The sequence below is a fragment of the Bosea sp. NBC_00550 genome (genome assembly GCF_026020075.1).
Taxonomy (GTDB): Bacteria; Pseudomonadota; Alphaproteobacteria; order Rhizobiales; family Beijerinckiaceae; genus Allobosea.
The window spans coordinates 4,963,290-4,975,536 of the sequence record NZ_CP102772.1 but is presented as its reverse complement, the minus strand read 5'-3'; the positions used below and the strand labels follow the sequence as shown (position 1 = coordinate 4,975,536).

The 12,247-nt window shown below is 66.1% G+C and carries 10 protein-coding genes; 4 read left to right on the top strand and 6 right to left on the bottom strand.

All coding sequences use genetic code 11. From position 1 onward, the window contains the following. Positions 1-146 precede the first annotated feature (146 nt). Genes NWE53_RS23605 through NWE53_RS23590 form a run of 4 tightly spaced genes read left to right on the top strand, consistent with a single transcriptional unit; the run spans position 147 to position 5,290 of the window. Positions 147-1,820 (top strand): ABC transporter substrate-binding protein, encoded by a 1,674-nt coding sequence (locus NWE53_RS23605; protein WP_265051762.1) that lies wholly within the window; start codon positions 147-149, stop codon positions 1,818-1,820. Beyond that, positions 1,801-2,751, top strand: coding sequence for an ABC transporter permease (locus tag NWE53_RS23600; protein ID WP_265051761.1), 951 nt, complete (start codon positions 1,801-1,803; stop codon positions 2,749-2,751). Before NWE53_RS23605 ends, NWE53_RS23600 begins: the two co-directional genes overlap by 20 nt. After that, positions 2,748-3,614: an ABC transporter permease gene (locus NWE53_RS23595; protein ID WP_265051760.1), complete on the top strand. Its 867-nt coding sequence runs from the start codon at positions 2,748-2,750 to the stop codon at positions 3,612-3,614. Before NWE53_RS23600 ends, NWE53_RS23595 begins: the two co-directional genes overlap by 4 nt. Positions 3,615-3,640: 26 nt before the next feature. After that, on the top strand, positions 3,641-5,290 hold the full coding sequence (locus tag NWE53_RS23590; RefSeq protein WP_265051759.1) for a dipeptide ABC transporter ATP-binding protein: 1,650 nt from the start codon (positions 3,641-3,643) through the stop codon (positions 5,288-5,290). A gap of 129 nt (positions 5,291-5,419) precedes the next feature. Here NWE53_RS23590 and NWE53_RS23585 read toward each other — a convergent pair whose 3' ends face one another. The 6 genes from NWE53_RS23585 to NWE53_RS23560 form a co-directional block, all read right to left on the bottom strand. Then, positions 5,420-5,926, bottom strand: coding sequence for a DsrE family protein (locus NWE53_RS23585; RefSeq protein ID WP_320109529.1), 507 nt, complete (start codon positions 5,924-5,926; stop codon positions 5,420-5,422). A gap of 25 nt (positions 5,927-5,951) precedes the next feature. Further along, positions 5,952-6,479 (bottom strand): hypothetical protein, encoded by a 528-nt coding sequence (locus NWE53_RS23580; protein ID WP_265051757.1) that lies wholly within the window; start codon positions 6,477-6,479, stop codon positions 5,952-5,954. Continuing rightward, positions 6,476-7,516, bottom strand: a complete 1,041-nt coding sequence (locus tag NWE53_RS23575; RefSeq protein ID WP_265051756.1) for a TAXI family TRAP transporter solute-binding subunit — start codon at positions 7,514-7,516, stop codon at positions 6,476-6,478. The genes NWE53_RS23580 and NWE53_RS23575 overlap by 4 nt, the downstream gene beginning before the upstream one ends. A gap of 65 nt (positions 7,517-7,581) precedes the next feature. Continuing rightward, on the bottom strand, positions 7,582-9,396 hold the full coding sequence (locus NWE53_RS23570; RefSeq protein WP_265051755.1) for a coiled-coil domain-containing protein: 1,815 nt from the start codon (positions 9,394-9,396) through the stop codon (positions 7,582-7,584). 566 nt (positions 9,397-9,962) lie between these two features. Next, the gene (locus NWE53_RS23565) at positions 9,963-11,066 is read right to left on the bottom strand and encodes an NAD(P)/FAD-dependent oxidoreductase (RefSeq protein ID WP_265051754.1); all 1,104 of its coding nucleotides are present in this window, start codon (positions 11,064-11,066) and stop codon (positions 9,963-9,965) included. 35 nt (positions 11,067-11,101) lie between these two features. Further along, positions 11,102-12,190, bottom strand: a complete 1,089-nt coding sequence (locus NWE53_RS23560; RefSeq protein WP_265051753.1) for an NAD/NADP octopine/nopaline dehydrogenase family protein — start codon at positions 12,188-12,190, stop codon at positions 11,102-11,104. Between the last annotated feature and the right edge of the window lie 57 nt (positions 12,191-12,247).

The following is a 12,247-nucleotide window of genomic DNA, read 5'->3' as shown; positions in this document are numbered from 1 at the left end:
GCGAAACGCCTCGTCGTGGCGGGAAGTAGACCGCCGACCTCACCGGCACAGCTTCGACCAAACACCGATTTTCAACGCGCCAAAGGCTCAAGGTCGCGGCCATCGCAGGCCCGCGCCGATGCTGCTTTTCATCTGAAGGTTTCTCAATGAATCAGGCCGAACTCCACACTGTCCGCCGCGCGTGGCGCCCATCCCCTCATAACGCCGCTCCTGCTCGTGTACATCGCCTGCTTGCGGCGGCAGTTGCCGTTTCCCTGCTTGCGACGGGCAGCCCGGCATTCGCCGCCGACAACCAGCCCGCAGGCAAGCCGGTCGCTGGTGGTACGCTGACTGTGGGCCTGGCGAGCGACACAGCGATCATCGACCCCTCGATCACGGGCAACTCCATCACGGCGCTCATCACGCGCAATCTCGTCGACTCCCTTGTCGGCCAGGCCGAGGATAATCGCTTCGCGCCCTGGCTGGCGGAACGCTGGGAGGTGAACGCCGACAACACCGTCTACACCTTCCATCTGCGACGCGGCGTGACCTTCAGCGACGGCACTCCGCTCGATGCCGAAGCGGTGAAGTTCAACTTCGACCGCATCCTCGACCCCAAAACCACGTCGAGCTACGCGAAATCGCTGCTTGGGCCGGTCGACAGCATCGCGGCCCCAGATTCCGGGACCCTCGTCATTTCCTACAAGCAGTCCTTCGCGCCACTTTTGCAGGGGCTCAGCCTGCCCTATCTCGGCATCCAGTCGCCGACCTATCTGCGCAATGCCAAGAGCACGACCAATACCGTCATCGGCTCAGGCCCGTTCCTGCTCGAAAGCTTCACCAAGGGCAGCGGCAGCCGGCTGACCAAGCGTGGCGACTACAACTGGGGCCCCGGCTATGCGGCGCATCAGGGGCCGGCCCATCTCGACGCCATCGTGTTCCGGTATCTGCCCGAATCCTCCGTTCGCCTCGGCGCTCTCAGCAGCGGGCAGGCACAAGCGATCGACGAGGTGCCGCCGGCCAATTTCCGAACGGTCCAGGCGGATAATCGCCTTCAGGTCGTGACGCGGGAGAACCCCGGCGTGAACCGCGCGCTTTTCCTCAACACGAGCCGGGGGCCTTTCGCCGATGCCCGCGTCCGCCAGGCCTTCCAGAGCGCCGTCGATGCGCCATCCGCGGTCAAGGCCGCCTTCTTCGGCAGCCTGAAGGCGGCCGACAATATCCTCGGCCCTTCGACGCTCTACCACGACCCGAAGATCGCATCGGGCTGGGGCTTCGACCCGCAGAAGGCCGCGAGGCTGCTCGACGAGGCCGGCTGGAGCGCCAGGGATGCCGAAGGCATTCGCGCGAAGGGCGGAGAACGGCTCGCCGTCCGTTTCGTCTACGACGCGGCCGCTTGGGGCGCCTCGGACCTGACGCTGGCCCAGGCCGTCCAGTTCTCGGTGAAGAAGGCGGGCTTCGACCTGCAGCTCGATCCGGTCGATGCCGGCGGCTACACGGCCCGCACGGGGGCGAACGACTATGATCTCACCTCGCTATACTATGTGCGCGCCGAGCCGGACATCCTGCGGACCGTCTTCCATTCGGCCTATATTCCTCCGAATGGCTCCAACAACGCCCGCGTGAAGAGCCTCGACGACATCCTGACGAAGGCGATCGGCGCCACCGGCGACGAGCGCCGGCGACTCTACGGCCAGGCGCAGGCCGAGATCATCGGCCAGGCCTATGCCGTGCCGCTCTATGTCGCCGCCTATCAGCTCGGCGCCTCGAAGAAGCTGCAAGGCATCAGCTGGGCAACGAACGCGAAGCCGAACTTCTACGATGCCTGGCTGGCTCCGTAAGGTCTTGCCCGTCGGGCTGAGGCGCCTTGGGGTGGTCGTCGCCGTGCTCTGGGGCGCGGCCACGATCACCTTCGTGGCGGTCAAGGCGATTCCCGGCGATCCCGTCGCGGTTCTCACCGGAGGCGAGAACATCGTCGACGCGGCCGAGCGCGAGGCGCTGATCCAACAATTCGGGCTCGATCAGCCATTGGCGGTGCAATATGCGCGCTATATCGGCCATGCGCTGCTCGGCGATTTCGGCCAGAGCTATCAATACCGGCAGCCCGTCGTGGACGTCGTCAGCGAGGCGGCCGGGCCGACGGTACAGCTCGCGGGCACGGCGATGGCGCTGGCTCTCGGCCTCGCCTTCGTCAACGCCCTGGCTACAGCCGGGCGGCGCAAGGGCCTGCGGACCCTTCTTGCCGGCCTGGAGCTCGCCGTGCTGAGCACGCCGGTCTATTGGGTCGGCCTTCTGCTGTTGACGGTCTTCAGCTTCTATCTCGGCTGGTTCCCGATCATCGGCGGAGAGGGCATCCATGCCCTGGTTCTGCCCGCCGTCGCGCTCAGCCTGCCCCTCGCGGCGCTGCTGAGCCAGGTCTTGCGGGACGGGCTGGAGGAAGCGCTCCTGCAACCCTTCGCCTTGACCGTCCGGACACGCGGCGTCAGCGAAACGCAGCTGCGCCTGCGTCATGCGCTGCGGCATGCCGCGCTCGCGGTCTCGACGCTCACCGGCACGCTCTTCGCCGGTGTTCTGGCCGGCTCGATCCTGACCGAGACCGTGTTCGGACGGTCCGGCATCGGCCAGATCACCTTGCAGGCGATCAAGACGCGCGACATGCCGCTCCTGCTCGGGCTGGTGATGCTGTCGGCTCTCGTCTCGGTGCTGATCAACCTGCTCGTCGATGCGCTCTATCTGCTGATCGATCCGCGCCTGCGGAGGGCGACGCGATGAGCGAGGTTCTCGATATCACCGCCCGCACCCGCGGCGGCAGGCGTGCCGGGAATCCGTGGCGCGCGCCGGGGCTGCTCGTCCCGCTCGCCTTCGTCCTGCTTCTTCTGGCCGCCGCCGGCGCGCCGCACTGGTTCACGTCGCTGGCGCCCGATGCGGTCGATACGGATGCGATCCTGCTGCCACCCGGCCTCGCGCACTGGTTCGGAACCGATCAGCTCGGCCGCGACGTCTTCACTCGCGTGGTCTACGGCACCTCGCAGTCCCTGGGCATCGGCATCGGCGCGACGCTCATCGGCTGCGCGGGGGGCGTGCTGCTGGGGACGGCGGCGGGTCTCGCACCGCCCGGACTGCAGCGCCTACTGGTGCGGCTGATCGACATCCTGCTCGCCTTTCCGGAAATCCTGCTCGCCCTGCTGATCATCGCTGTGCTCGGCCGAGGCCCCACGAACACCCTGCTCGCCGTAGGGCTTTCCAGCATCGCGGGCTATGCGAGGCTGGTGCGCTCGCAGGTGCTCCGCGTCTGGCAATCCGGCTACATCGAGCATGCCGTGGCGCTCGGCGAACCGACGCAGGCGATCATCGCCCGTCATGTCGTTCCCAACGCCGTCAGGCCGCTCGTCGTCCTCGCGACCATCGGCGTCGGCAACGCCGTGCTGTCGGCCTCGGCCCTGAGCTTCATCGGCCTCGGCGTGGTGCCTCCGGCCGCCGAGTGGGGGGCGCTTCTGGCCGATGGCCGCAACTTCCTCGACATCGCTCCCTGGGTCAGCTTCCTCCCGGCAACCGTCGTCGCAGCGTCGGTCATCGCGATCACGATCCTGGGGCGTCGCCTGCAGCTCCTGTTGTCACAGGGAGACGTGCCGTGAACGTCCAGCTCGCAGGGCGGCAAGACTTGACCGCGGCAGCACCGGCTTCTCGACCAACCATCATCGAAGTCGAGGGCCTGCGCATAGCCTTCCCCGGCAGGCACGGACCGACGGAGGTCGTGCGGGGCATCTCCTTTGCCGTCGGCTCAGGCGAAATCCTCGCCATCGTCGGCGAATCCGGCTCGGGAAAATCGGTGACCGCACGCGCGCTCGTCGGCCTGGCGGGACCGGGAGCGCAGGTGAGCGCCGAAGCGCTGCGCCTCTCGCGCCATGGCGGCGAATCCGTCGAGTTGCTCGGTCTCACAGAACGCCAGTGGTCCGGGATTCGCGGCCGGGAGATCGGTTTCGTGCTGCAGGATGCGCTCGTCTCGCTCGATCCCCTTCGCACGGTCGGGCGAGAGGTCGGCGAGCCGATCCTGACCCACGCGCTGGTCCCGCGAAGCGAGGTCGGCAAGGAGGTCGAAACCCTGCTTGCTCGCGTCGGCGTCCCCGATCCGGCGATGCGTGCCGCGCAGTATCCGCACGAGCTCTCCGGTGGGCTGCGGCAGCGAGCGCTCATCGCCTCCGCATTGGCCGCCCGCCCGCGCCTGCTCATCGCGGATGAGCCGACAACCGCGCTGGATGTCACTGTCCAGCAGCAGATTCTGACGGTGTTCGGCGGGCTCGCCAAGGCCGGGCACGGCATCCTGCTCATCACGCATGATCTGGCGGTGGCGGCACAGCTCGCCGACAGGATCGCCGTGATGCAGAACGGCGAGCTGGTCGAAACCGGCCCGGCCGGCGAGGTTCTCCGGAACCCGCGTCATGAATACACGCAACGCCTGTTATCGGCCGTGCCGGGCGCGGCGACGCGAGGCCGCTGGCTGTCCGCGCCCGGCCTGCGGCCGGTCAAGGCGCAGCCCGACCGCCTGGAACCCATCCTCGCCATGCACGACATCGCGGTCAGCTTCGCACGCCCGGATCGCGGCGTGACCCATGCCGCGAATGGTGTCTCGCTTGAAGTCTACCGGGGCGAAACCCTCGGCATCGTGGGGGAATCGGGCTCCGGCAAGACGACGATCGGCAAGGTCGCGCTCGCGTTGCGCAGGCCGGATGAGGGTGAAGTCCTCTTTCGCGGGCTTCCTTGGAGCCAGCCATCCGAACGCCTGCGTCGCCCTTTGCGCCGGCACATCCAGACGATCGTCCAGGACCCGCTGAATTCCTTCGACCCGCGCTATACCGTCCAGCGGATCATCGAGCAGCCGCTTCGCCTTCACACCGGCCTTGGCAAGGCCGAGCGAGCGGAGCGCGTGCAGGAGCTGGTTCGGCTGGTCAATCTGCCGCCGGATATCCTCGGCCGGCGGCCGACCACATTGTCGGGCGGCCAGCGGCAGCGCGTCTCGATCGCGCAGGCGCTGGCCAGCGAGCCCGATCTGCTGATCTGCGACGAACCCGTTTCCGCGCTCGATGTCACGACGCAGGCGCAGGTGCTCGACCTGCTGATCTCGCTTCAGCACCGGCTCGGGCTGGCGATGCTCTTCATTTCGCATGACCTCGGCGTGATCCGCCATATGAGCGACCGCATCGCGGTGATGAAGGACGGCGTCATCGTCGAGACCGGCCCAGCCGAAGACGTGTTCAGCGCGCCTAAACACGCCTATACGCGCCGCCTCCTCGAAGCGGTTCCTCGGCTGTAGCTGCTCGTCTTGCCTGAAACACTGAACCTGCCGACGCCCTTTCAAACCCCTCCGGCCGAAGGACTGTGGGCTTCAAGCGATCGGCAGGGGAAACACGCCTGGCGCCAGAAAGTCGCGGACCCGTGTCAGTCACGGCCTGACATAGGTCCAGCCTTTCTCCTGCAACTCCATGACGCGCACGACGCCGGATTTCACCACTGCTGCCTCCGGAATGAGGGCAATGTCCTTGTTCTCGGCCTTGCTCATGCCGGCCTGGGTATTTCCGCAGGCTTTGAAGGAGATCGCGGATGTGCTCGCCGCAATCGCCTTGATCCGTGCCTTCACCGGTGACGTGTCATCCCGCAGCATGTGGAGGCCAGGCCCGAAGGTGACGACTTCGATCTCCACTTTCTCGCCGAGGTCCTGGTAATATTGCGCGACATTGGTCGCATTGTTGAGCGCGAGATTCATCATCCCGGCTTCGTTCGTATTCACCTGCAGGATGAGGTGATGCGGCTTCTTGTCGGCCGCCTGCAGCTTGGCTGTCGGAACCGGCATGGGCTTCTTGTCTTGCGCCGCCGACGGCGACACGGCGACGAGGAGGCCCAGTCCGCCCGCAAGAGCAGCTCCGATAATGGCTCGAATCCTGGTTGTCATTGTAATCCGCCTTTGAGTTCGAGGACTATTCGCGACGTGCTCCGGACATAGCGTTCGGCCATTTGCAGGCCGTGGCGACCCTGTCCCTGGCCGCCTTCAGTCCTTTGAGAGAAAAGCGCCCGTCATAGGCGGCCCCTTGAGGTGTCGAGAGGCGGATGGCCATGCCCCCCTCATCGGGAAGGGAGAGCAGCAGCCTTGCGACATCGCCCTTGAATGCGGCGCCGGTTCCAAACAATGGCGGCCCCGCCGCAACCTGCACGAGCTGACCGTCATTGAGGCCGTAGGACAAAACGTAATCGGCGCCGCTGCCGGAGATGGCTGGTCCCGTCACGACCATCTCCGTTCGGCCCCCGCGGCAGTAAATGGAAAGCTGCATCGGAGACCCGGAACCAACGCTGGACGATGTCGTCGCCGTGACCATCGGCGTATAGTTCACTGGTGAGGTGGTTTCGCTGATGATCCAGTCACCACCGCCCGCCAACTCGGCCGCTCCCTGCGCCAGGGCGATCCGGCTCGCAATCTCGAAGGCGGCGACCAGCGCAATCCCTTTCATCGAGACACTCGCGGTGCAGATCCCTGGCGATCCAGCCATTCCTGAGCCGCCGCGAAGCGGTCGAGCCCCGGGACCGTCGCAGCCAGATTGATCGACTTCCATTTCTCGTCGAAACCCGGCTCCTGCAGCTTCCCGATGCGGCTGAACAGGATATCGACGAAGCGGGCCACGCGATCATGGCGGTTGGTCTGCGCCGGCCAGTTGAACGCGACCAGCGCAGTCGGCACCGCAATCGTCGGCACGCGTTCTCCAGGCTTGATCAGGCCGGGGTATTCGCCCGCTTCGAGCACCGCCGGCAGGTAGTAATCCTCGAATTTGCTGTCGTATTTGACGGGGAGAAACTTGAAGCCGGGCTCGAAGCGCCCGCGCACGAACGCGTCCACCGGCTTGGATGTGATGAAAACGACAGCCGCCATCTCGCCCTTGCGCATCTGCTCGAGCGCGACCTGATGGGGAATGAAGGTCTGCTCCGCATTGATGCCGAGGCGACTGAAGATCAGCGGCCCCGAATAGGCGGCGGCGGTTCCACGGGTGTTGAAATTGACTTTCTTCCCCGCGAGATCCTGCAGGCTTTGAATCTCGGGCCGAACGAAAACATGCAGCTCCGACGGAAACAGATTGAGCAGGTAAGTGATCTTGCGCCGGATCTGGGGGACCTGAATCTTGTACTCTTCCAGCGCGTCGGAGTTGATGATCGCCGTATCGATGCCGCGCAGATACAGCAGCGAGTTCAGGTTTTCCGTGGCACCGCGCGTGACGATCGGCAGGACATGCAGATTCGGCCCGTCATCGACGACGCGAGCCATCTCGGCGCCCAGGCGAAGCGGCGCGCCCTCCAGCAGGCCTGCGGCGAGGCCGACCGTCCAGGCATTGGTCTTCTCCTGCTCCGTTTCGGGCGGACGCGTCCGGCGCGGTGAGGCTGTGCTCTGGGCGCTGACCTGTGATGGCTGCGCCTGCGAATGGGTCGGCACGAAGACCGGAGCGAGCGCAGCGCATGCGATCAGCAGGAGCAGGCGCCGTATCGGGAGCAGGTTCATCCTCGTCTTCCCTTCCAAATTCGCGAATAATCCCGCAGCCGGCGTCCATCGCTCTGCGGGAGCGCCTATCGAAGCAGTGCGTCGGCGCGTTGCTTGGCCTCTTGAATCCCCCCAGCCTGCGCCTTTGCATAAAGCTCGCGCGCCCTCGTCACTTCGCCGCGCGTGCCATAGGTGCCCCAGGCCGACAGGATGCCGGGATCATATGTCTCGGCGAGCATGAAGCTCGCCCGAGCGCTGCCCGTTTCCGCCGCACGTTCGAGCACGGCCCGCGCAGATCCGATATCGCCCTGACCGAGCAACGCGCTCGCCCGCGCGATCAACCGCGTCGCTTCCGGGTTGCCTTGCACATCCGAAGCCGCAGCTTGCACAGGCGCGACCGCCACGACGACCGGCGCCGCCATTGGCGGTTCGGGCGCCTGGTTGACTTGCGCGACAGCTGCGGGCGCTTCAGCGAGAGCGATGACGGGCGCAGCGGCCGCGAGTTCCACGGCCATGACGGCGATCCGTTCGCGTTCCGACTGCAGGGCCTGCCGCAGTTCCGCGATCGTCCTCTCGCTTGCCTGCCTGAGTTTGCCGGATTCCTCACCGGCACTACGAGACTGAGCCGTCTGCGCTTCGGTCGCACGCTGCGCGGTCGCCAATTGTTGGCCCAGTCCCGCGCTTCGCGCGCGTTCCTCTTCGAGCGCCTGGCGCTGCTGCTCCCGCGCCGTGTTCAGGTCCTTGCGCGCTGCCGCAACCTCGGCGAGGGCTGCGGCCTTCTGTCGCTCCTGTTCGAGCGCAGATGCGCCCTTTGCGGCCTCGGCTTGCTTGAACCGCTCCGTTTCGTCGCCGGCTTTGCGTAGCTGTGCCGTCTGCGTCTCGATCGCACGCTGCGCCGTTGCCAGCTGGCTCGCCAATCCGGCGCTTCGCGCCCGTTCCTCTTCAAGCGATTGGCGCTGCTGCTCTTTGGTCGCGTTCAGGTCCTTGCGCGCTGTTGCGACGTCGGCGAGCGCCGCCGTCTTCTGTCGCTCCTGTTCGAGCGCCACGGCGCCCTTTGCGGCTTCGGCCTGCTTGAATCGCTCCGCCTCTTCATTGGCTTTGCGCAGCTGTGCCGTCTTCAATTCGATGTCTCGCCGTGCTGCCGCCAGCTCGCTCGCCAGACCGGCTCCGCGGCCGCGCTCCTCGGCGCTCGCCTGCTGCTGTTGCGCCGTCAGTGCAGCCAGGCCCTGTCGCGCGGCAGCCGCCTCTTGCATCAGAGCCGCCGCTTTCTCGCGTTCCTGCGCCAGAGACGATTCACTGTCTGCTGCCGCATTCCGCATGCGCGCGTCCAGCATGTTGATGGTGCGTCGGGCTTCGGTCAGTTCCTGCTCCATTCCGACGCGCTGTGCGTTCCAGAGTTGTTGCGCGTCCGGCTGCGGCAGCTTCGCGATCTCCGGCACCTGTTCAGTGGATCTTCCCTGCGCTGGCGTGTCCGCATGATCGGCGCCGGCTCGCAGGCTCGACGCGATGGCGATATCGGAGCTGCGACTCGGCAACCGGATAGCGCTCGTACTGCGTTGTGCGCTGCCCTTCGCGGAGCCGGATCTTTCGATGTCTCCCGGGGCAAGAAGCACCGCCACGACCATTGCTGCAGCGGCACCGCCGAGAAAGGCGACGCCATGACCCCACCCCGCCGCCGGCTGCCCGGCCTTACGGGCGTGTTTGCTTGAGAAGCCGCGGCTAGCGCCCGCCGCCTGTCGGGCGCTGTTACCCGCCGAAGCCTCGGCCTGATGGCGCGCTATCCGCCTGTTGTCCTCGACCCAGTCGCGAGCCCAGTGCACGTCACCGCCAGCCAAGCCCGCAGTGCCCTCGACGACGACTGCTTTCTCAACGTTTCGTGCACTGTCGATCGTATTGCGCATTTAACGGGTGCCTATTCGGTCGGCGGCCCCGGGGACTGCCCGGCGACACGCTGGGCCGGGGGCAAGCTGGTGCTCCAAGAGTCGGGGAACGGCATCTACATCCGGCCAGTCGACGAGCGTTCGAATCCGCCTCCTGCCGATAAACCTGAGCGCAGATCAGCCAAGTCTAGAAGTCGCGCATCGGGGCAGGCGTTGAACTGACGAGGTACCCCATTTGTCCGGTTGCGACGCTCGGCCCGAATCTGCCGATCGTTCAGCCTCGCGCCATGAGCGGATTCCGGCTCATCACCCGAAAGTTGGCCGCCGGAGCGCGGCGGGGTCAGGAGGCAGATTCGGCGCGTCCTGTGGGGGGCGAAATCCTCATCATCTTGCAATGCTGGCTCGTGACGTGGAGGCGGGGCGCGACCTCCTGCTCAAATCCGATGCCAGGCCGCTCCTCATCTCGGCGTTCAGAGCCCGCCAGTCGCAAGGCATTCTTCACCGGCCGCGTCTCCCCGAAAGAAGTTTGGCGCAGAGCGCACGCAACCGTCGCGCTCTACGCCAGCCTTGTCGAAAACCCGTCGGGTCTAGGCAAAGAAGCGGGCGGGCCGGAAGCTCTCGAGTTCGGGCCGCTCTGTGGCGTTGATGATTTCGTCTGCGGCCATGGCGCCGAGCGCGGGGGAGAGCGTCGCACCGCTATGCGTCACCATGACGTAATAGTTCTCCACGCCCGGGACGGGTCCGATGGCTGACAGGCCGTCCTTCGGAATCGGCCTCACAGTAACGCGCGCAGCTTCCGGCTTCACGGGTGCGATGCCCGGCAGGATGCGGGTGAGGCGATCGACGAGATCCGCGGCCTGTTCCATTCCGGGGTTGACCCCGATCTCGGGCGTGACGGTCGCATCGGCAGCGCCCCAGTGCAGCATCAAACGACCGGCTCCATCCGGGCGAAAATCGCAGACCGGTGATGCGACGACACGTTGGATGCTCGCTGGTACGGGCGGGGTGAAAACGAGAAAGCCAACGGTCGGTGCCAGCGGTATGTTCGGGAGGTCCGAGCCGATGGTGTCGTTCGACCAACGGCCGGTGCAGTTCACAACGAGATCGGCATAAAAGCTTTCGCCACCTTCGCTGCGCACGCCCTTAACCTTGCCGCTCTCGACGATCAAACCGGAAATCCTCGTCTGGGTGCGCAGGGTTGCGCCGTGCCGCCGGGCAGCGCTCATCATCGCGTGGGCATAGACCACGGGATCGAGCCAGCCATCATTCGGGCACCAGGCGATCGGCGCATCGCCGATCGCCTCGGGCGCGATGTCCGGCTCCAGTTCGAGCAACTGCTTGCGATCGATCCACTCGACCGCATAATCCCAGCTCTGCAAACGCTCGACCTTGGCTTTAAGGGCAGCCTGCTCCGGTTCAGCTCTCCATTCGACACGGCCACCGCCATGCCACCAGGGCGTCGCGCCGAATTCGTCTTTCAGGGCGGCGTGCGCCTTCATGCCGGCGACGTTGAGGTCGTGATAGGCGCGCGGCGACTTGTTGCTGGAGTTCGTCCACGCGAAGGAAATGCCCGACGTGCCCCCGCCGACGCGGGTCGCTTCCAGCACGGTGACCTTGGCGCCGGCGCGCGCGAGCCGATAGGCGACCGACGTCCCGAGGACGCCGGCACCGACTACAATGATCTCAGTCATGATCCCTATCCGTTCAAGAATGCCGCGGTCGGCCCTCAGGCCGCGCGCTTGCTGGTCCAGCCATCGCGGACAAGCGATTTCAGATCGCCCAGCGACATGTCTTCCAGGCCGATATCGGCGAGCAGGTCGTTCTCCGCCGCGAAATCCCTGCCGTAGAGCGCCGAGAAGATGTCGACGCCGGCTTGATGCAGCGTCGCGGGGCGGCCAGCCATCTTGCCGAGAAGGACTGTCGGATGCAGGCCGAAGGGTGCGTCTTCCAGGACATAGCGCGTATCGATGTTGCTGGGCCCGTTGCCGCCATTGCCGCGCGCGGCAAGCTGACGGGCCATCTCGCCCACGGGGCCGGGCTCGACATGGAAGGAGAGGTTATAGTGCTCGCGAATGGTGCGCACCTTGTAGCCTGCGGCCTCCGCAATCGCGAGGCGCTCAGCGTCGAGGGCTTCGAGGAGGCGGCCGACGGAATCGGTGTTGTTTTCGTTCTGGCCCCAGGTCTCGCCATGCTCCATGCGCGTGAAGTTGCACAACGCGATGCCGAGATGGTTCTGCGGATTGAGATTCGACAGCGAGATCGCAAGCGCGTCGTCGCGTTGGACGAAACGATCGCCGAACAGCTCCTGGCAGGTTTTCATGCCGCGCTCGGAAGCCGAGACGGGGATTGTGGCGATGTCGACCTTCGAGCGGATCGTCGAAACGTTGACGCTGGCATCGCCGGTTCTGCGGCCCGCGGTCACGGTCGTTCCCCAGACGACGACGGGTACGTCCAGGCCGCGCTCGGCGATCCTGCGCGCTATGTAGAGACCGCTGAACGACGTATGGGAGCTGATGATGACGACCTGCCCGGAGACGAGATGGGCGGCCGCGGCGTCCATGGCCTTGCGGTGGCCGTTCGCCGGCAGGGCGAAGAGCACGGCGCCGGCACCGGCTACAGCCTCGGCCGCGCTCGCGGCCATGGCGACCTTGAAGCTGCCGGACAGGCTGCCCGTCGCGGTCAGCGCTTCGCCCTTGGCGATGCTCTGGCCGCTCTTGCCGGACGGCGACCACAGAACCGGCTCGTGGCCGAGAGAAGAAAGAAGAGCGGCATTGCCATAGGCAATCGAGCCCGCACCGAGCACTGCGACACGCATCGTCCTGATCCTTGGGAGTTGTTGGTGGTTTCGGGGCAGGCCGGGCATCAATGTCCG

What these genes read in the sequence shown, in the direction of transcription:
- NWE53_RS23605 (WP_265051762.1), top strand. Translation starts at nt 147, where the DNA reads ATGAATCAGGCCGAACTCCACACTGTCCGCCGCGCGTGGCGCCCATCC.
- NWE53_RS23600 (WP_265051761.1), top strand. Translation starts at nt 1,801, where the DNA reads ATGCCTGGCTGGCTCCGTAAGGTCTTGCCCGTCGGGCTGAGGCGCCTT.
- NWE53_RS23595 (WP_265051760.1), top strand. Translation starts at nt 2,748, where the DNA reads ATGAGCGAGGTTCTCGATATCACCGCCCGCACCCGCGGCGGCAGGCGT.
- NWE53_RS23585 (WP_320109529.1), bottom strand. Translation starts at nt 5,926, where the DNA reads ATGACAACCAGGATTCGAGCCATTATCGGAGCTGCTCTTGCGGGCGGA.
- NWE53_RS23580 (WP_265051757.1), bottom strand. Translation starts at nt 6,479, where the DNA reads ATGAAAGGGATTGCGCTGGTCGCCGCCTTCGAGATTGCGAGCCGGATC.
- NWE53_RS23575 (WP_265051756.1), bottom strand. Translation starts at nt 7,516, where the DNA reads ATGAACCTGCTCCCGATACGGCGCCTGCTCCTGCTGATCGCATGCGCT.
- NWE53_RS23570 (WP_265051755.1), bottom strand. Translation starts at nt 9,396, where the DNA reads ATGCGCAATACGATCGACAGTGCACGAAACGTTGAGAAAGCAGTCGTC.
- NWE53_RS23565 (WP_265051754.1), bottom strand. Translation starts at nt 11,066, where the DNA reads ATGACTGAGATCATTGTAGTCGGTGCCGGCGTCCTCGGGACGTCGGTC.
- NWE53_RS23560 (WP_265051753.1), bottom strand. Translation starts at nt 12,190, where the DNA reads ATGCGTGTCGCAGTGCTCGGTGCGGGCTCGATTGCCTATGGCAATGCC.